This is a genomic window from Roseibaca sp. Y0-43, from assembly GCF_020667835.1.
GTDB lineage: Bacteria > Pseudomonadota > Alphaproteobacteria > Rhodobacterales > Rhodobacteraceae > Roseinatronobacter.
This window is the reverse complement of record NZ_JAFMPR010000012.1, coordinates 1-14,499: the sequence shown is the minus strand read 5'-3', so window position 1 is coordinate 14,499 and position 14,499 is coordinate 1. Positions and strand designations below refer to the sequence as shown.

The 14,499-nt window shown below is 65.4% G+C and carries 14 protein-coding genes; 10 read left to right on the top strand and 4 right to left on the bottom strand.

Features of this window, described 5'->3' with window-relative positions; all coding sequences use genetic code 11:
* The first annotated feature begins 144 nt into the window (after positions 1-144).
* Positions 145-2,577 (top strand): ATP-dependent helicase HrpB, encoded by a 2,433-nt coding sequence (gene hrpB / locus J1C52_RS13440; protein WP_227428490.1) that lies wholly within the window; start codon positions 145-147, stop codon positions 2,575-2,577.
* A gap of 39 nt (positions 2,578-2,616) precedes the next feature.
* Here hrpB and J1C52_RS13435 read toward each other — a convergent pair whose 3' ends face one another.
* The 3 genes from J1C52_RS13435 to J1C52_RS13425 all read right to left on the bottom strand — a co-directional run bounded on the left by J1C52_RS13435 (position 2,617) and on the right by J1C52_RS13425 (position 5,330).
* The gene (locus tag J1C52_RS13435) at positions 2,617-3,444 is read right to left on the bottom strand and encodes an NlpC/P60 family protein (RefSeq protein WP_227428461.1); all 828 of its coding nucleotides are present in this window, start codon (positions 3,442-3,444) and stop codon (positions 2,617-2,619) included.
* Entirely contained in the window at positions 3,441-4,841 is a 1,401-nt protein-coding gene (locus tag J1C52_RS13430; protein WP_227428460.1) for a leucyl aminopeptidase family protein, read from the bottom strand. Before J1C52_RS13430 ends, J1C52_RS13435 begins: the two co-directional genes overlap by 4 nt.
* Before the next feature lie 90 nt (positions 4,842-4,931).
* Complete coding sequence (locus tag J1C52_RS13425; RefSeq protein ID WP_227428459.1) at positions 4,932-5,330, bottom strand: hypothetical protein; 399 nt, start codon at positions 5,328-5,330, stop codon at positions 4,932-4,934.
* A 240-nt stretch (positions 5,331-5,570) separates the two neighbouring features.
* On the opposite strand from J1C52_RS13425, the gene J1C52_RS13420 reads away from it, so the two are divergent.
* Positions 5,571-7,220 carry a SulP family inorganic anion transporter gene (locus J1C52_RS13420; RefSeq protein ID WP_370633273.1) on the top strand — a complete coding sequence of 550 codons (1,650 nt, stop codon included), beginning with the start codon at positions 5,571-5,573 and terminating at the stop codon, positions 7,218-7,220.
* Here the strand turns inward: J1C52_RS13420 and J1C52_RS13415 are convergent.
* On the bottom strand, positions 7,211-7,594 hold the full coding sequence (locus J1C52_RS13415) for an SgcJ/EcaC family oxidoreductase (RefSeq protein WP_227428458.1): 384 nt from the start codon (positions 7,592-7,594) through the stop codon (positions 7,211-7,213). The two genes, J1C52_RS13420 and J1C52_RS13415, sit on opposite strands and share 10 nt — an antisense overlap.
* An 88-nt stretch (positions 7,595-7,682) precedes the next feature.
* On the opposite strand from J1C52_RS13415, the gene J1C52_RS13410 reads away from it, so the two are divergent.
* The 8 genes from J1C52_RS13410 (at position 7,683) to J1C52_RS13375 (ending at position 14,331) form a co-directional block, all read left to right on the top strand.
* The gene (locus J1C52_RS13410) at positions 7,683-7,988 is read left to right on the top strand and encodes an HNH endonuclease (RefSeq protein ID WP_227428488.1); all 306 of its coding nucleotides are present in this window, start codon (positions 7,683-7,685) and stop codon (positions 7,986-7,988) included.
* Between the two features lie 49 nt (positions 7,989-8,037).
* Positions 8,038-8,427 (top strand): hypothetical protein, encoded by a 390-nt coding sequence (locus J1C52_RS13405; protein ID WP_227428457.1) that lies wholly within the window; start codon positions 8,038-8,040, stop codon positions 8,425-8,427.
* A gap of 283 nt (positions 8,428-8,710) precedes the next feature.
* Positions 8,711-9,622 (top strand): pirin family protein, encoded by a 912-nt coding sequence (locus tag J1C52_RS13400; RefSeq protein WP_227428456.1) that lies wholly within the window; start codon positions 8,711-8,713, stop codon positions 9,620-9,622.
* 108 nt (positions 9,623-9,730) lie between these two features.
* Complete coding sequence (locus J1C52_RS13395; protein ID WP_227428487.1) at positions 9,731-10,492, top strand: YgfZ/GcvT domain-containing protein; 762 nt, start codon at positions 9,731-9,733, stop codon at positions 10,490-10,492.
* A 55-nt stretch (positions 10,493-10,547) separates the two neighbouring features.
* Positions 10,548-11,516 (top strand): DMT family transporter, encoded by a 969-nt coding sequence (locus tag J1C52_RS13390; RefSeq protein ID WP_227428455.1) that lies wholly within the window; start codon positions 10,548-10,550, stop codon positions 11,514-11,516.
* 121 nt (positions 11,517-11,637) lie between these two features.
* The gene (hisC, locus tag J1C52_RS13385; RefSeq protein WP_227428454.1) at positions 11,638-12,726 is read left to right on the top strand and encodes a histidinol-phosphate transaminase; all 1,089 of its coding nucleotides are present in this window, start codon (positions 11,638-11,640) and stop codon (positions 12,724-12,726) included.
* The gene (locus J1C52_RS13380) at positions 12,723-13,637 is read left to right on the top strand and encodes a prephenate/arogenate dehydrogenase family protein (RefSeq protein ID WP_227428453.1); all 915 of its coding nucleotides are present in this window, start codon (positions 12,723-12,725) and stop codon (positions 13,635-13,637) included. Before hisC ends, J1C52_RS13380 begins: the two co-directional genes overlap by 4 nt.
* Positions 13,638-13,647: 10 nt before the next feature.
* Positions 13,648-14,331 carry an extensin family protein gene (locus J1C52_RS13375; RefSeq protein ID WP_227428452.1) on the top strand — a complete coding sequence of 228 codons (684 nt, stop codon included), beginning with the start codon at positions 13,648-13,650 and terminating at the stop codon, positions 14,329-14,331.
* The last annotated feature ends 168 nt before the right edge of the window (positions 14,332-14,499 follow it).

Genomic DNA, 14,499 nt, shown 5'->3' with positions numbered 1-14,499 from the left:
GCCATTTCCCCCTGCGCTATACCGTTGGCCGCAAGAAAAGTGCGGGTTTCCCCGCTATGCGATGATCCAGATCAAGACGCGCCGGGGCCGCCACGGGCCTTAGCCTCATTGATTGCGCTGCGCGGCGCGGGCATAACCGCGCCCATGCGCCTGCCCATCGACGATATTCTGACAGAGCTGAAAACTGCGCTTGCCACCCATGGCCGTGCGGTGCTGCAAGCGCCGCCGGGCGCGGGCAAGACCACGCGCGTGCCCTTGGCGCTACTTGACCAGATCGCGGGCCGCATCGTCATGCTAGAGCCGCGCCGCCTCGCCGCGCGCGCCGCCGCCGAGCAAATGGCGCGGCTGATGGGCGAAGACGTGGGCGCGACCGTGGGCTACCGTATCCGGGGCGAAGCGGTCGTATCCAAACGCACCCGGATAGAGGTCGTGACCGAAGGCATCCTGACGCGGATGCTGCAATCGGACCCGGAACTGGCGGGCATAGGCGCGGTGATCTTCGACGAATTTCACGAACGCTCGCTGAATGCTGATCTGGGCTTGGCGCTAGCCTACGAGGTGCGCGCGGCCCTGCGCCCCGATCTGGCACTGGTCGTCATGTCGGCCACGCTGGATGCCGCCCCGGTCGCGCAGCTTCTGGACAATGCACCCATCCTGACCGCCGAAGGGCGTGCATTCGCCGTCGAAACCCGCTGGCTGGACCGCCCCCGCCGCAAGGAAGAGCGGTTCGAAAATGCCGCCGCCGCGCTGGTCATGGACGCTGCCGCGCAGACCGAGGGGGCGATGCTGGTTTTTCTGCCCGGTGAAGGGGAAATCCGTCGCGTGGCGGCCCTGCTGGATGGAAAAGTGCCGGGGGCCGTGATCCGCCCATTATACGGCGCTTTGCCCTTGGCGGCGCAGCGTGCGGCCATCGCGCCCGACCGGACCGCGCGCAAGATCGTGCTGGCCACGGCGATCGCGGAAACCTCGCTGACCATCGAAGATGTGCGGGTCGTGGTCGATTGCGGGCTGGCGCGGCGCGCGCGGTTCGATCCGGGCACAGGCATGTCGCGGCTTGTCACAGAGCGTGTGACCCGCGCCGAAGCAACACAAAGGGCGGGCCGAGCGGGCCGTGTGGCCGAAGGTGTCTGTTTCCGTCTGTGGGCGCGCGCGGAAGAGGGCGCGCTCGCCGCCTTCGCCCCGCCAGAGATGGAGCGCGCCGATCTGGCCGGGCTGGCGCTGGAATTGGCGGCTTGGGGCGGGGACGAAGACTTGCGCTTCCTGACCCCGCCGCCCGACGCCGCCCTGGCAGAGGCCCGCGCGCTACTAGTCGATCTGGGTGCGCTTGATGCGGCGGGCCGCATCACCGCGCATGGCCGCGCGATGGTGGCCTATCCGCTGCACCCGCGCCTTGCCCATATGGTGCTGCTTGCAGGGCGCGATGCCGCCCCCTTGGCCGCGCTTTTGTCCGAAGGCGATGTGCTGCGCGGCGCGCCCGTGGACCTGACCATGCGGCTGGAGGCGGTGCGCGACCCGAAGGCATTTCAGGCGCGCCACCCTTATGACCTGCACCGCCCCACGCTGGAGCGTGCGCGCGATGTCCAGCGCCGGATCGCCCGGCAGGCGGAGGGTGGCACGGGGGTGTCGGCGGCCGAGATGGCGGCGCTGGCCTATCCCGACCGCATCGGGCTGCGCCGCAAGGGCGATGCGCCCCGCTTCGTTCTGTCAGGCGGCAAGGGTGCTGTGCTGCCAGAGGGCGACCCGCTGGCGCAGACCCGTCTGCTGGTCGTGACCGACACGGACGGCGACCCGCGCGAGGCACGCATTCGTCAAGCGGTCCCGATTTCGGAAAGCGCGTTGCGCGGCCTGTATGGCGACCGGTTTCATTGGCAGCGCATCTGCGAATGGTCAAAGCGCGAACGCCGCATTCTGGCGCGTGAACGCGAGTGTTTTGGCGCGCTGGTGCTGGCCGAACGGCATTGGCGTGACCCGGATGCGACCGCGCTGATCGGTGCCGCCTGCGACGGGTTGCGCGATCTTGGCCTGCCGCTGAGTGATGCCGTGCGCCGCTTCATCGCGCGGGTGGAACTGTTGCGCGCGCAGGGGGCGGATTTGCCCGATATGCGCGACGCGGCGCTGCTGGACGGGCTGGAAGACTGGCTTGGCCCTCATCTGAACGGCGTGCGCAGCGCCGAGGATTTGCGCGCGCTCGACCTGTTGCCCGCGCTGCGCGCGCGGCTGGACTGGGAACAGATGCAGATGCTCGACACCCAAGCGCCTGCGCACTTCGTCACCCCCTTGGGCAACCGTGTGCCCATCGACTACTCGGGCGACGCGCCAGAGGTGCAGCTTCGGTTGCAGGAACTGTTCGGGCAGGCTGTGCACCCGACCGTCGGGCCAAAGCGGCTGCCCTTGCGGTTGGTGCTGCTGTCACCCGCGCGCCGACCTGTGCAGGTCACGACCGATCTGCCCGGTTTCTGGGCCACCAGCTATGCCGATGTGCGCAAGGATATGCGCGGCCAATACCCAAAGCACCCTTGGCCCGAAGACCCGCTGCAAGCCGATCCCACCTTGCGGGCTAAGCCGCGCAAGGGCTGATGGCGCAGACTTGCCATGCTCATATGGTGCAGGAGCACGCTATGGGGCAGGCAAGCGGATATGTGATGTTACGGGGCTTTCGGGCGCGATGCGGGCGATGGCCTCCTCTCGCCCCTCATAGGCCACGGACATGGTGAAGGCATTCGCGTGCAGAATGGTTTCGGGGTCCGTCACCCAGGCCACATGACCGCGCCAGAACAACAGATCGCCCCGCTTGGCCGCGCTGCCGGGGGGCAAGCCATGGGGCGCGAAGGCGTGTTCTTGCAGGTCGCTATCGGCAGGGCAGGCCCGCCCCGCCGCGTGAAGCGCGATCTGCACAAGCCCCGAGCAGTCTATCCCGGCACGGCTGTTGCCGCCCCACAGATAGGGTGTGCCCAGCAGGGATTCGGCAACGCTCACCGGGTCCGGGGCGTGATCCGTGCAGGGGGCGACATGCTGGCGCGGCACGAAATGGCCGCAATCGGTGTGCAGGAAAGCACCGGTTTCGCCGCTGATTCGCAGCCGCGCACCAAGCGACAGGCTGGCGGTTTCCGGGCTTTTCAGGTCTGGCGCGGTGTAGAGATGCGTGGCCGGCGCGTGCACCCAATGCGTCGGCTTTTGTGCCGCGCCAAGCGCGTGCTGGTCCACCCAGCCGCAGTAGCCGTCCCACAGCACAAAGGACATGGCCCCCGCGCGATCAAGTTCCAGCACCTGCGCGCCGCGCAAAAGCTGGCGGTCGCGTGGTCCGCCGGGGCGGCGCAACAGATCTACGATGGGTGCCGTAATGCTTGCCGCCTGCCCGGATGTGAAGGCAGGCGCGTCGACCTGGCCGCTCAGGCTGTCATGCGCCACCCGGCCCGAGAAAGGCGTGATGCGCGGGTCGCTCACAGGGACAACACGCCCGGCAGCGCCGCGAACAGCGCGCGCGCGCCTTGGCCGACGCCGCCCTTGGGGCGGGCGGGCGCGGCGCTGGGCTGGTGGCCGTAGATGTCGAAATGGGCAAAGCGCGGCACGCCCTCGACGAAACGGTCCAGAAACAGCGCGGCCGTGATGGACCCTGCCATCCCGCCAGAGGGCGCATTGTCCAGATCGGCAATGCCCGGTTCGATCTGGGACTGATACGCCGGATGTAGCGGCATCCGCCAGAGCGGGTCGCGCACGCGGCGGCTGGCTTGGGCCAGCGCATCCGCCAGCGCGTCATCATGGGTGTAGAAGGGCGCGATATCGGCCCCAAGGGCAACCCGCGCGGCCCCGGTCAGGGTGGCCATGCAGATCAGCGCGTCGGGCGTCTCTTCGCAGGCAAGCGCCAGCGCGTCGGCCAGAACAAGGCGGCCCTCGGCGTCAGTGTTGTTCACCTCGACCGTCAGCCCCTTGCGCGAGGTCAGCACGTCGCCGGGGCGCATGGCGTTGCCCGCGACCGCGTTTTCCACCGCCGGGATCAGCACACGCAACCGCACGTCCCAGCCAGAGGCCATGACCATCTGCGCCAGCCCCAGAACCGTGGCCGCGCCGCCCATGTCTTTCTTCATCAACCCCATCGAGGCACCGGGTTTCAGGTTCAGCCCGCCCGTGTCGAAGCAGACGCCCTTGCCCACCAGAGTCAGCTTCGGCCCGGTTTCGCCCCAGCGCAGGTCCAGCAGCCGTGGCGGGCGGTCAGATGCGCGCCCGACCGTGTGGATCAACGGCAGGTTCTGGGCCAGAAGCGTGTCGCCCGCGATGACGGTCAGATCAGCGCCGAATCTGGCGGCCAGGGCGCGGGTCGCCTCTTCCAGCTCTTGCGGGCCCATCTGGTTGGCGGGCGTGTTGATAAGATCGCGGGTCAGCGCCTCTGCCTGCGCGATGATCTGAAGCTGCGCGGCATCCACGTCGTCTGGCGCAACAAGGCTTGGCAGCTTGTCCTTGAGTGCAGATGTGCCGGACCTGTAGGAATAGGCCGCAAGCAACCATCCAAGGGCGCTTTCGGCCAGCTCTTCCGGGGGCAGGCTGTGACGCAGGCGGTAGGTCGCGAGTGGCAGGCGCGCCCGCGCCGCGCCCAGCAGGAAGCGCCCGCGCTGGCGGTCACGCTCTGATCCATGCCCCACAATGGCGCAGGCGACAGCACCGTTCCCGTCGGGGACAAGGGCAATCTCTGCCGGTTTCGCGGCAAAGCCCGTGGCCCGCAGCCAGGATTGCAGCCGGTCGGGTTGCCCGGCCAGCCATGCGTCAAGTGCTTCGGAGGCGACCAGGTAAAGGTCGATCGCGCTGTCCGTGTCCGGGGCAAAGCTGTAGGGGGGCAAGCTGCTCATGCGGGATTGTCCTTCCGTTGTGTCGGACAAAGACTAGCGCAGCGAAAGCGGGAAGTGCAGCGGCTTTTTCGGCCTGGCAGAGGGGACCGGTCACATGCGCAATTGCGGAATGTCCCACAGCAGGACAAGCGATTGATCGCCAATGCGCTTTACCCGATCCCACAGTGCGGGCAGGGCGGTCCGATTATCGGCGCGCGCCGCGTCAGAGCTTGCCTGAAGCGCAGTCGCCAGCGATGTCAGCCCGATGCCGCTGGCCAGCAAGGCCAGATCCTGCAATTCCGCCGAGGCCCGCACAAGCGTCGGACCCAACCCAAGGTTTTGCACGGAATCGTCCAGAAAACCGATGCGGTCTGTCAGGTCCGCGACATGGTCCATCAGCATGTCTTCTGCCTTCAGCGGGCCGTGCGCGCAGAACAATGCCGCGACGACCGAGCAATCCACGTCAATCGCTTCGGCAGGTCTGAGACGGGTGATCGCAACCATGGGCATAACCTTTATCCTATTACACTGGCGGGACCATCGCAGCATTTGTTTAACAAGCCATTTACACCGCAAGCCGCCACCGGCGTGTTTTGGCCGGTCAAGCACGGGGTGTTTAGGGGGTGATTGCAGTGATTTTAAGGCAAATGCGGGCCCAAGGACATCACGCTTCGGAAAAGATGCGCAGTTGCGCCGCCTTGACAATGCGCGGCACGAGGCAAAAAACGCCTGCAAACCTGCGGAGCGACCATGGCCAGCCAAGACACCTCGACCCTGATTGACGATTTGCGCCCGATGAGCGTGACGGCCTTGGCCAATGGATACAGCCTGGCAGACCTGCGTGCGGACGCGATTGCGGGCCTGACGGTTGCCATCGTTGCCTTGCCGCTGTCGATGGCGATCGCGATTGCATCGGGCGTTGGCCCCGAGCGCGGGCTGTATACCGCGATTGTGGGCGGGTTCCTTGTGTCGCTGATGGGTGGGTCGCGCTACCAGATCGGCGGTCCGGCGGGGGCGTTCATCGTGCTGGTTGCGGGAACGGTCATGCAAATCGGACTGGAAGGGTTGATCCTCGCCACCTTCCTGTCGGGGATCATGCTGATGCTGATCGGCCTGTTGCGGCTGGGCGATTACATCAAGTTCATACCGTTCCCGGTCACGGTAGGGTTTACCTCTGGCATTGCGATCATCATCGCCACCAGCCAGATCGCGGATTTCTTCGGCTTGCGGCTGGATCAGGCAGCCCCGCCAGAGTTCCTGCACAAGCTGGCCGTGCTCTGGGACGCGCGCGGCACGGTCGACCTGACGACCCTGATGGTCGCGGCGGGGACGGTCGCGCTGATCCAGCTGTTGCGGCGCTATCGCCCCGGCTGGCCGGGCATGTTGATCGCGATCGCGCTTGGGGGCGTGCTGGCCTATGCCGGCGTGCCACTGGAAACCATTGGCGACCGGTTCGGCGATCTGCCGCGCAGCCTGCCCGCGCCGCACCTGCCCGATTTTGCTCTTGCTGCCATTCTGGAAGCCTTGCCCTTCGCCGTGGCCTTCACGCTTCTGGGCGCGATTGAGTCGCTTCTGTCGGCGGTGGTGGCCGATGGCATGAGCGGGCAGCGCCACCGCTCGAATGCCGAACTGTTGGGGCAGGGGGTGGCCAATATCGGCTCTGCGCTGTTCGGCGGCTTCTGCGTGACGGGCACGATCGCGCGCACCGCCACCAATGTGCGCGCGGGCAGCCGTGGGCCGGTCTCTGGCATGTTGCACGCCGTTTTCGTTGCGCTGGTGCTGCTGGTCGCGGCCCCCCTCGCGGTGCATATCCCTCTGGCCGCACTTGCGGGCGTGCTGATCGTGGTCGCGTGGAACATGTTCGAGAAGGAAGAATTCCTGACCCTGCTGCGCGTCAGCCGCGCGGATGCGGCGGTGTTGTTGATAACCTTCTTGCTGGTGGTGTTCCGCGACCTGACCGAAGGAATTATCGCGGGCACCGCGCTGGGCGGTGCGGTGTTCATCCGGCGCATGTCGGAAGCGGCCAAGCTGGAACCCATCACCCCGCCCGACGCCGCCCCGCGCGAGCAGACGGAAAATGTCGTCATCTACAGCCTGCGCGGCGCGTATTTCTTCGGTGCCGCTGCCACGATGGGCCGCGTGCTGGACCGCATTTCCGAATTGCCGCGTATGCTGATCCTCGATCTGTCGCGCGTGCCCTTCGTCGACACCTCTGGCGCGCAATCCATGGCCGGGCTGGCCCGCAGGCTGGAACGTCAGGGCGGATGCCTTGCACTTGTCGCCGCCACGCCGGAAGTGGCCAAGGTGTTGCGCAGCCAGATGGGCCACGGCACCAGCCCGAAATTCTTCGACCGGCTGGAAGATGCTTTGCAGGAAAGTTGCGCCCGCCGTCAGACCTGATCGGGCATGACCGACGAGTGGTGCTCGATGATCTTCCACGCGCCGTCGAGAAGCATGTAGACAAAGGTGAAGCGGCAAATCAGGTCGAACGGGGTGCCGTCGTCGCGGTGCATCTTGAAGATGTAGATGCCGGAATTGATGCCGATCGTGTCGAACAGCCGCGAATGCACCTCCACGAAGCGAGAGGTCGCGCGGCGCATCATGATATCGCGGAAGTAGCGGCGGATCTGGCCGCGATCCAGCCGGATCTGATGCGAGACTGTCGGCAGCAAAACCGCGTCGGGGGCATAAAGGTCCGCGATAATGGACGGGTCGCCGGATGCGAGCGCGGCGCTCCAGTCATCCAGCAGGGCGGCAATCTTTTCGGTCGGCATGGGTTTGCCTTGCAAGGTGGTTCCGGGGTGCACCCCGATCTAGATACCTTCCTGATAAAACGAAAGCGCCGCCAGCACCATGCCCGATATGCAAGACCCGATCTGCCCGCTTTGCGACCGCCCGATTCCGCTGGGGGTGCCGCAAAGCCTGCACCATCTTGTCCCCAAGCTGCGCGGCGGCAAGGGCGGGCCGGTCGTGTTGCTGCACCATATCTGCCACAAGGAAATCCATGCCACACTCAGCGAGTCGGAATTGGCGCGCGATTTCAACACGGTAGAGGCATTGCGCGCGCATCCGCGGCTGGCGAAGTTTCTGGCATGGGTGCGCAAGCGCCCGCCCGAGTTCAGCTCCAAGGTGCCCGGCGCGCGGCGCAGGCGCGGTAATCGTTTGTAAACCCCTTGCCGGTAGTCTTGTGGCTGGTAGGGCATGGGGGAGGTTCGGGATGACCTTGTCAAAAGCGAAACTGGCGGAACGACGGCGCAGCGAAACACTTGCCGACCGGCAGGCGCGGGTGGGGATCGTTGCCAACCCCAACCGTGTGCCGCTGCAAGCGCCCGTTCCGCGCGATGTCTGGACGCGTTGGCCGGACCTGCGCTCGGCGCATCGGCGCAAGAACAGGCCGCAGAGCATGGGGGTGCATCTGTCCGACCCCGACCCGCTGGCCGATTTCGTGCGCAGCGTGCGCGGCCAGAACGCGCCGCTCTCCGGGGTGCCAGACGGCGCGGGCTTTGTGGCCATACCGATCAGCCGACGTCTGCTCATAGTCATGCTCGGCGCACTCACCTGTGGCGCGGCGGTTTATCTTTTCGCCACGGTGGCGCGAAACCTATAGGGTTTGGGGCGGCGCGTTTGTGCCGTGGCCTTTGTGCATCCGGAGCGCGGGTGCGGCATTGGCCCTTGCAGGTAAGCGGCCCACGCACTGCCCGCGCCAGCGGAGGTGAACCCTCCCGCCACTACCCTCGACACTGCGCATCCCTTGCACGACCACCTGCAAACGGCGGTTCCATAACAGGTGCCTTGTGCAAAAACGAACAGCCTTGGCGCGGTCATCACACCTTGTTTCTTGCATCAGGCGGGGCATTTTCTGACGCAACGCATCAGCGAAAGGAAATGCCATGTCCATCCGCCCCACACTCGACATCCGCAAGGCCGTTCCCACCATGGAGGGCGCAGGCGTGCACCTGCACCGCGCCTTCGGCTTTCATGACCCGTCAGAGCTTGACCCGTTCCTGCTGTTCGACGATTTCCGCAACGAGATCCCCGAGCATTACCTGCGCGGCTTCCCGTGGCACCCGCATCGCGGCATTGAAACCATCACCTACGTTCTGGCGGGCGAGGTCGACCATGGCGACAGCCTTGGCAATACCGGCACGCTCGGCGCGGGCGATGTGCAATGGATGACCGCAGGCTCTGGCATTCTGCATCAGGAAATGCCGCGCGGGAATGCCAAGGGGCAGATGCACGGCTTCCAGCTTTGGGCCAACCTGCCCGGCGCGCTGAAGATGACGGCCCCGCGTTACCAAGACGTGAAATCGGCCGATATTCCGGAAGTCATCGACGATGACGGCACCAAGGTGCGGGTGATCGTGGGCGATTTCTGGGGCAAGCGCGGCCTGGTCGACGGGATTGCAGCGGACCCGCAATATCTGGATATCTCGGTGCCGCCGGGGGTGCGCAAGACCTTCAAGGTCGACACCTATCGCCGCGCATTCGCCTATGTCTTTGCCGGGTCCGGCGCGTTTGCGGATGCCTCGGCCCCCTCTGGCGTTCTGCTCGAGAAAGAGGTCATGGGCGAAGAGGTGAATATTCGCGACATGTCGGGCGACCGGACGCTTATCCGCTTTGGCACCGGCGACGAGGTTACGGTGCAGGCGGGGGAAGAGGGCATTCGCTTCCTGCTCATCTCTGGCGCACCCATTCAAGAACCGGTGGCATGGCACGGCCCGATCGTGATGAACACGCCCGAAGAAATTCGGCAAGCGATGCGCGATTTGCGCAACGGCACCTTCATCCGGCCCGCGCATTGACAAGGTCGCGGGGGCATTTCGCCCCCGCGCCGTGGTTTCAAACGCAAGACAAGGCAACGCTGTTCGGACAGGGTATCGGTGCCTATATAGGTGCAAGGGTTGAAAGAGGTGACGGAGATGGACAGGGCGATCATCCGCGTTTCGGGCGAGGATCCTGCCAAGTTTCTGCAAGGCTTGGTCAGCAATGACACGCGCAAGCTGGCGAGCGATGGCATCGTTTACGCGGCCATGCTGACGCCGCAGGGCAAATATCTTGCAGACTTCTTTCTGGTCGCCGAGGGGCCGGATATCCTTGTCGATGTCGCGACCCCTTTGGTCGATGACCTGTTCAAACGTCTGAGCATGTACAAGCTGCGTGCGCCCGTCACCTTGGCCCGCGAAGATATGCCTGTCAGCCGCGGCACGGGGCCAGCGCCGGCGGGTGCGCTGCGCGATCCGCGCCACCCCGATCTGGGCTGGCGCGCCTATGGGGTGGCCCTGCCCGAGGATGGCACAGATTGGGACGCGCTGCGCGTGGCGCATTGCGTGTCCGAAACCGGGATCGAATTGCAGCCCAACGACACCTTTATCCTGGAGGCCGGGTTTGCCCGCCTGAACGGGGTCGATTTCCGCAAAGGCTGCTATGTCGGCCAAGAAGTGACGGCGCGGATGCACCACAAGACCGAACTGCGCAAAGGCTTTGCGACCGTGCGCCTATCGGGGCAGGCCCCCGTTGGCACCACTATAGAGACCGATGGCAAGCCCGTCGGCACACTGTTCACGCAATCGGGCAATCTGGCGATTGCCTATTTGCGGTTTGACCGGGCAGAGGGTGCCATGCAGGCAGGCAATGCCACCGTTTATCCGCCGAGCGTGGTCGCCAGCGGTTGAACCGGGCTGTGGCGGCGTGGTAGCGGTACCATGATTGCAGGCACAGAGGTTTGTCATGTCGCAGCTCTCTTCGTCACGGCTATTGGGTCCGGGGCTTGCGCTTCTGGCTTTCGCGCTGTTCTCGTCCCATGACGTGATCGTCAAATCGCTGGGCGGCGATTACAGCCCGTTCCAGATCGTGTTTTTCAGCGTTTTGCTGGGCCTGCCCCTGGCGATGCTTATGCTGATGCGCGACCGCACCGACGGCAACCTGTTGCCGCGCTATCCGGGCTGGACCGCGCTGCGCACGGTCGCCGCGGTCGTAACCGGGGTCAGCGTGTTCTACGCCTTTTCGGTTTTGCCGCTGGCGCAGACCTACGCGATCCTGTTCGCCACCCCGCTTTTGATTACGCTTCTGTCGGTGCCGGTTCTGGGCGAACGGGTCGGCTGGCGGCGTGCCGGGGCGGTGCTTGTCGGTCTGGCCGGCGTTTTGGTGGTGCTGCGTCCGGGTCAGGAAACAGAGCTTGGCCTTGGCCATTTGGCCGCGCTCTTGGGGGCACTGGGCGGGGCGACCGCGTCGATCATCGTGCGCAAGATTGGCGCGGAAGAGCGCAATGTCGTCTTGCTGCTGTATCCCATGATGGCGAATTTTCTGGTCATGGGGGCGGCATTGCCCTTCGTCTATCGGCCCATGCCCCTCGCCGATTTCGGGGCGATGGCCGCGATGTCGGTTCTTGCGCTGCTGGCCAGCCTGTGCGTGATCGCAGCCTATAAGCGCGCCCCGGCTTTCCAGATTGCGCCGATGCAATATTCGCAGATCATCTGGGCGGTTCTGTTCGGCGCGCTGTTCTTCGGCGAGGCGGTGGATCTGTATACGATTCTGGGGGCCGCGATCATCATCGCAAGCGGTATCTTCATCCTTGTGCGCGAGGAAACCGGCAACGTGTCCGACAATCGCCCGGTTCTGGAAACCCGCACGCGCACGGATACGGGCACCTATCCGCGCGCCAGCCGTCTGGGCGAGGCGATAGAGGCCGCCGAATAGCCCGTCCGCGCGGCACAAGTGCAACGCGGCGGCCGGGCTGACGCATGGCGGGCGCAAAGGGTTCTGGCCCTGCCCCCTGTGCGGCGCTAAGACGTGGGGCACACGTTCCATAGGACCAGACATGCCCAACCAGATCCGCCCCCAGCCCGGCATCATGGATATTGCCCTTTACCAAGGCGGCACCTCCAAGATCGCGGGTCGCGACGATGTCGTGAAACTGTCTTCCAACGAAAACCCGTTTGGCGCGGGCGAATTGGCGCGCACCGCGTATCAGCGCGCGGGGCTGGATCTGCATCGCTACCCCTCGACCGACCACGCCTCCTTGCGCGCGGCGATCGCGGCACATCACGGGTTGGATGCAGAGCGCATCATCTGCGGGGCCGGCTCGGACGAGATCATCACCTTCCTGTGTCAGGGCTATGCCGGGCCGGGCGATGAAGTGCTGTATTCTCAGCACGGCTTCCTGATGTATCCGATCAGCGCCATGGCCGCCGGGGCGACCCCCGTGAAAGCACCGGAGCGTGAGCGCACGACCGATGTCGATGCGCTTCTGGCCGCTGCGACGGAACGCACCAAGCTGGTCTTTGTGGCCAACCCCAACAACCCTACGGGCACCATGGTGCCCGTGTCGGAACTTGAACGCTTGGCCGACAACCTGCCGCCGCAAACCCTGCTGGTGCTGGATGGTGCCTATGCCGAATATGTCGACGGCTATGACGGCGGCGCGGCGCTGGTCGACAGCCGCGAGAACGTGGTGATGACGCGCACCTTCTCGAAGCTTTACGGCTTGGGCGGCTTGCGCATTGGCTGGGGCTATGGCCCAGCCCATGTGCTGCAAGTGCTGAACCGCCTGCGTGGGCCGTTCAACCTGTCGAACACGCAGCTGGACGTGGCCGAAGCTGCGCTGGGCGATGCCGCCCATATCAGTCGATCACTGACGGAGAATGCCCGCCTGCGGGACTGGCTGGCCGAGCGGCTGAACGCCTGTGGCGTGGCGACCGATACCTCTTTTGCGAATTTCGTTCTGGCCCGTTTTGCCAGCGCCGAACAGGCCGAGGCCTGCAACGCCGCGCTTCTGGCAGACGGGCTGATCGTGCGGCAAGTGTCCAGCTATGGCCTGCCCGAAGCCCTACGCATCACGGTGGGTGACGAATCCGCTTGCCGCCGCGTGGCCCATGTCATCGCCGGTTTCATGGAGGGGCAGGGATGAGCCACCTCTACCAGCGCGTGGCCTTTATCGGGCTGGGGCTGATCGCGGGGTCGATGGCGCTGGCCATGCGCCGGGGCGATCTGGTGGCCGAGATTGTCGGCACAGCCCGCTCTGCCGAGACGCGTGCCATCGCCGCCGAAATCGGGCTGGTCGATCGCGTGACCGACACCGCCGCCGACGCCGTCAAGGGCGCGGATCTGGTGGTCCTGTGCGTGCCCGTGGGCGCCATGGCCGCCGTCGCGCAAGAGATCGCGCCGCATCTGGCAAAGGGTGCGACCGTCACCGATGTCGGGTCGGTCAAGCAAGCCGTGATCGACGCGGTCGGCCCGCATATGCCCGCGCATGTGCATTTCATCCCCGGCCACCCGCTGGCCGGGACCGAACATTCCGGCCCGCGTTCGGGCTTTGCCGAACTCTTCGACAATCGCTGGACCATCCTGACGCCACTCGACGGCACGGATGCTGCCGCGACCGACCGTCTGACCCGCCTGTGGCAGGGCATGGGCGCGCAGGTCGACCTGATGGACCCGCCCCATCATGACCTTGTGCTGGCCGTGACCAGCCACACGCCCCACCTGATTGCCTATACCATGGTCGGTGTGGCCGATGATCTGCGCCGCGTGACCGATAGCGAGGTCATCAAGTATTCCGCCGCCGGGTTCCGCGACTTCACCCGGATCGCCGCGAGCGACCCGACCATGTGGCGCGATGTGTTCCTGAGCAACAAAGAGGCGACACTGGAAATTCTGGGCCGCTTCACAGAAGAACTCTTTGCCCTGCAACGTGCCATCCGCCGCGGCGATGGCGATCATCTGCACGCCTATTTCACCCGCACCCGCGCCATTCGGCGCGGCATCATCGACGCGGGGCAGGATACCGATGCGCCAAACTTCGGACGCAACAAGAAATAAGGAAAAGCCCATGTTCAAACCCCTCGCCGCCTCGCTTGTCGCGCTGACCGTTCTGACCGCTTGTTCGGGCGGGCCACGGGTGCCGGTGGCCGACGGGGTCGGGCGCCTGATCGGTCGGGTCGTGCCTTTCATGGGCGATGGTCCGGCGCAGGCCAGCCGCGGGGCCTCGGGCAACCTGTGCGGGGTTGCGGGTCTTGAAGGCCAGCCAATCGCGCCGATCACCTCCAGCACGCCCGGCTGCGGTGTGGCTGCGCCGGTGCAGGTCACGCATGTGGACGGCATCAAGCTGTCGCAGCCCGCGACCCTCGATTGCCAGACGGCAACGGCGCTGCACACTTGGGTCACGCAAGCCATGCGGCCCGCCTTGGGGCGCAACAGCAGCCGTGTGGTCGGTCTGCGCGTGCCCGCGCATTACGTCTGCCGCACGCGCAATCACCGCCCCGGCGCGCGAATCTCAGAGCATGGCAAGGGCAAGGCCATCGACATCAGCGCGATCCTGCTCGACGATGGCGAGGTCATAACCGTCAGCGATGATTGGTCGCGCCTGTCGCGCCATAGCCGGGCCTTGCGCGAAATGCACCGGAACGCTTGTGGCATCTTCGGGACCACGCTGGGGCCGGGGTCCGACGGGATGCACGAGAATCATTTCCACTACGACACAGCGCAACATCGCGGCGGTCCCTATTGCCGTTAGCGCTGCCTCGCCGATTGTCTTCAATAAAAACAACCTGTTACAGGTTATCCACAGAAAACCTCGGTTGAATCGTCATTTCTTTCTTGCGCTGGAAATTTAGATTCCCTAGATAGCGCTTCACCGGCGGCGGGGACGCGGTTGGTTAGCTGGCTGAGCTGAGGTTTGGTT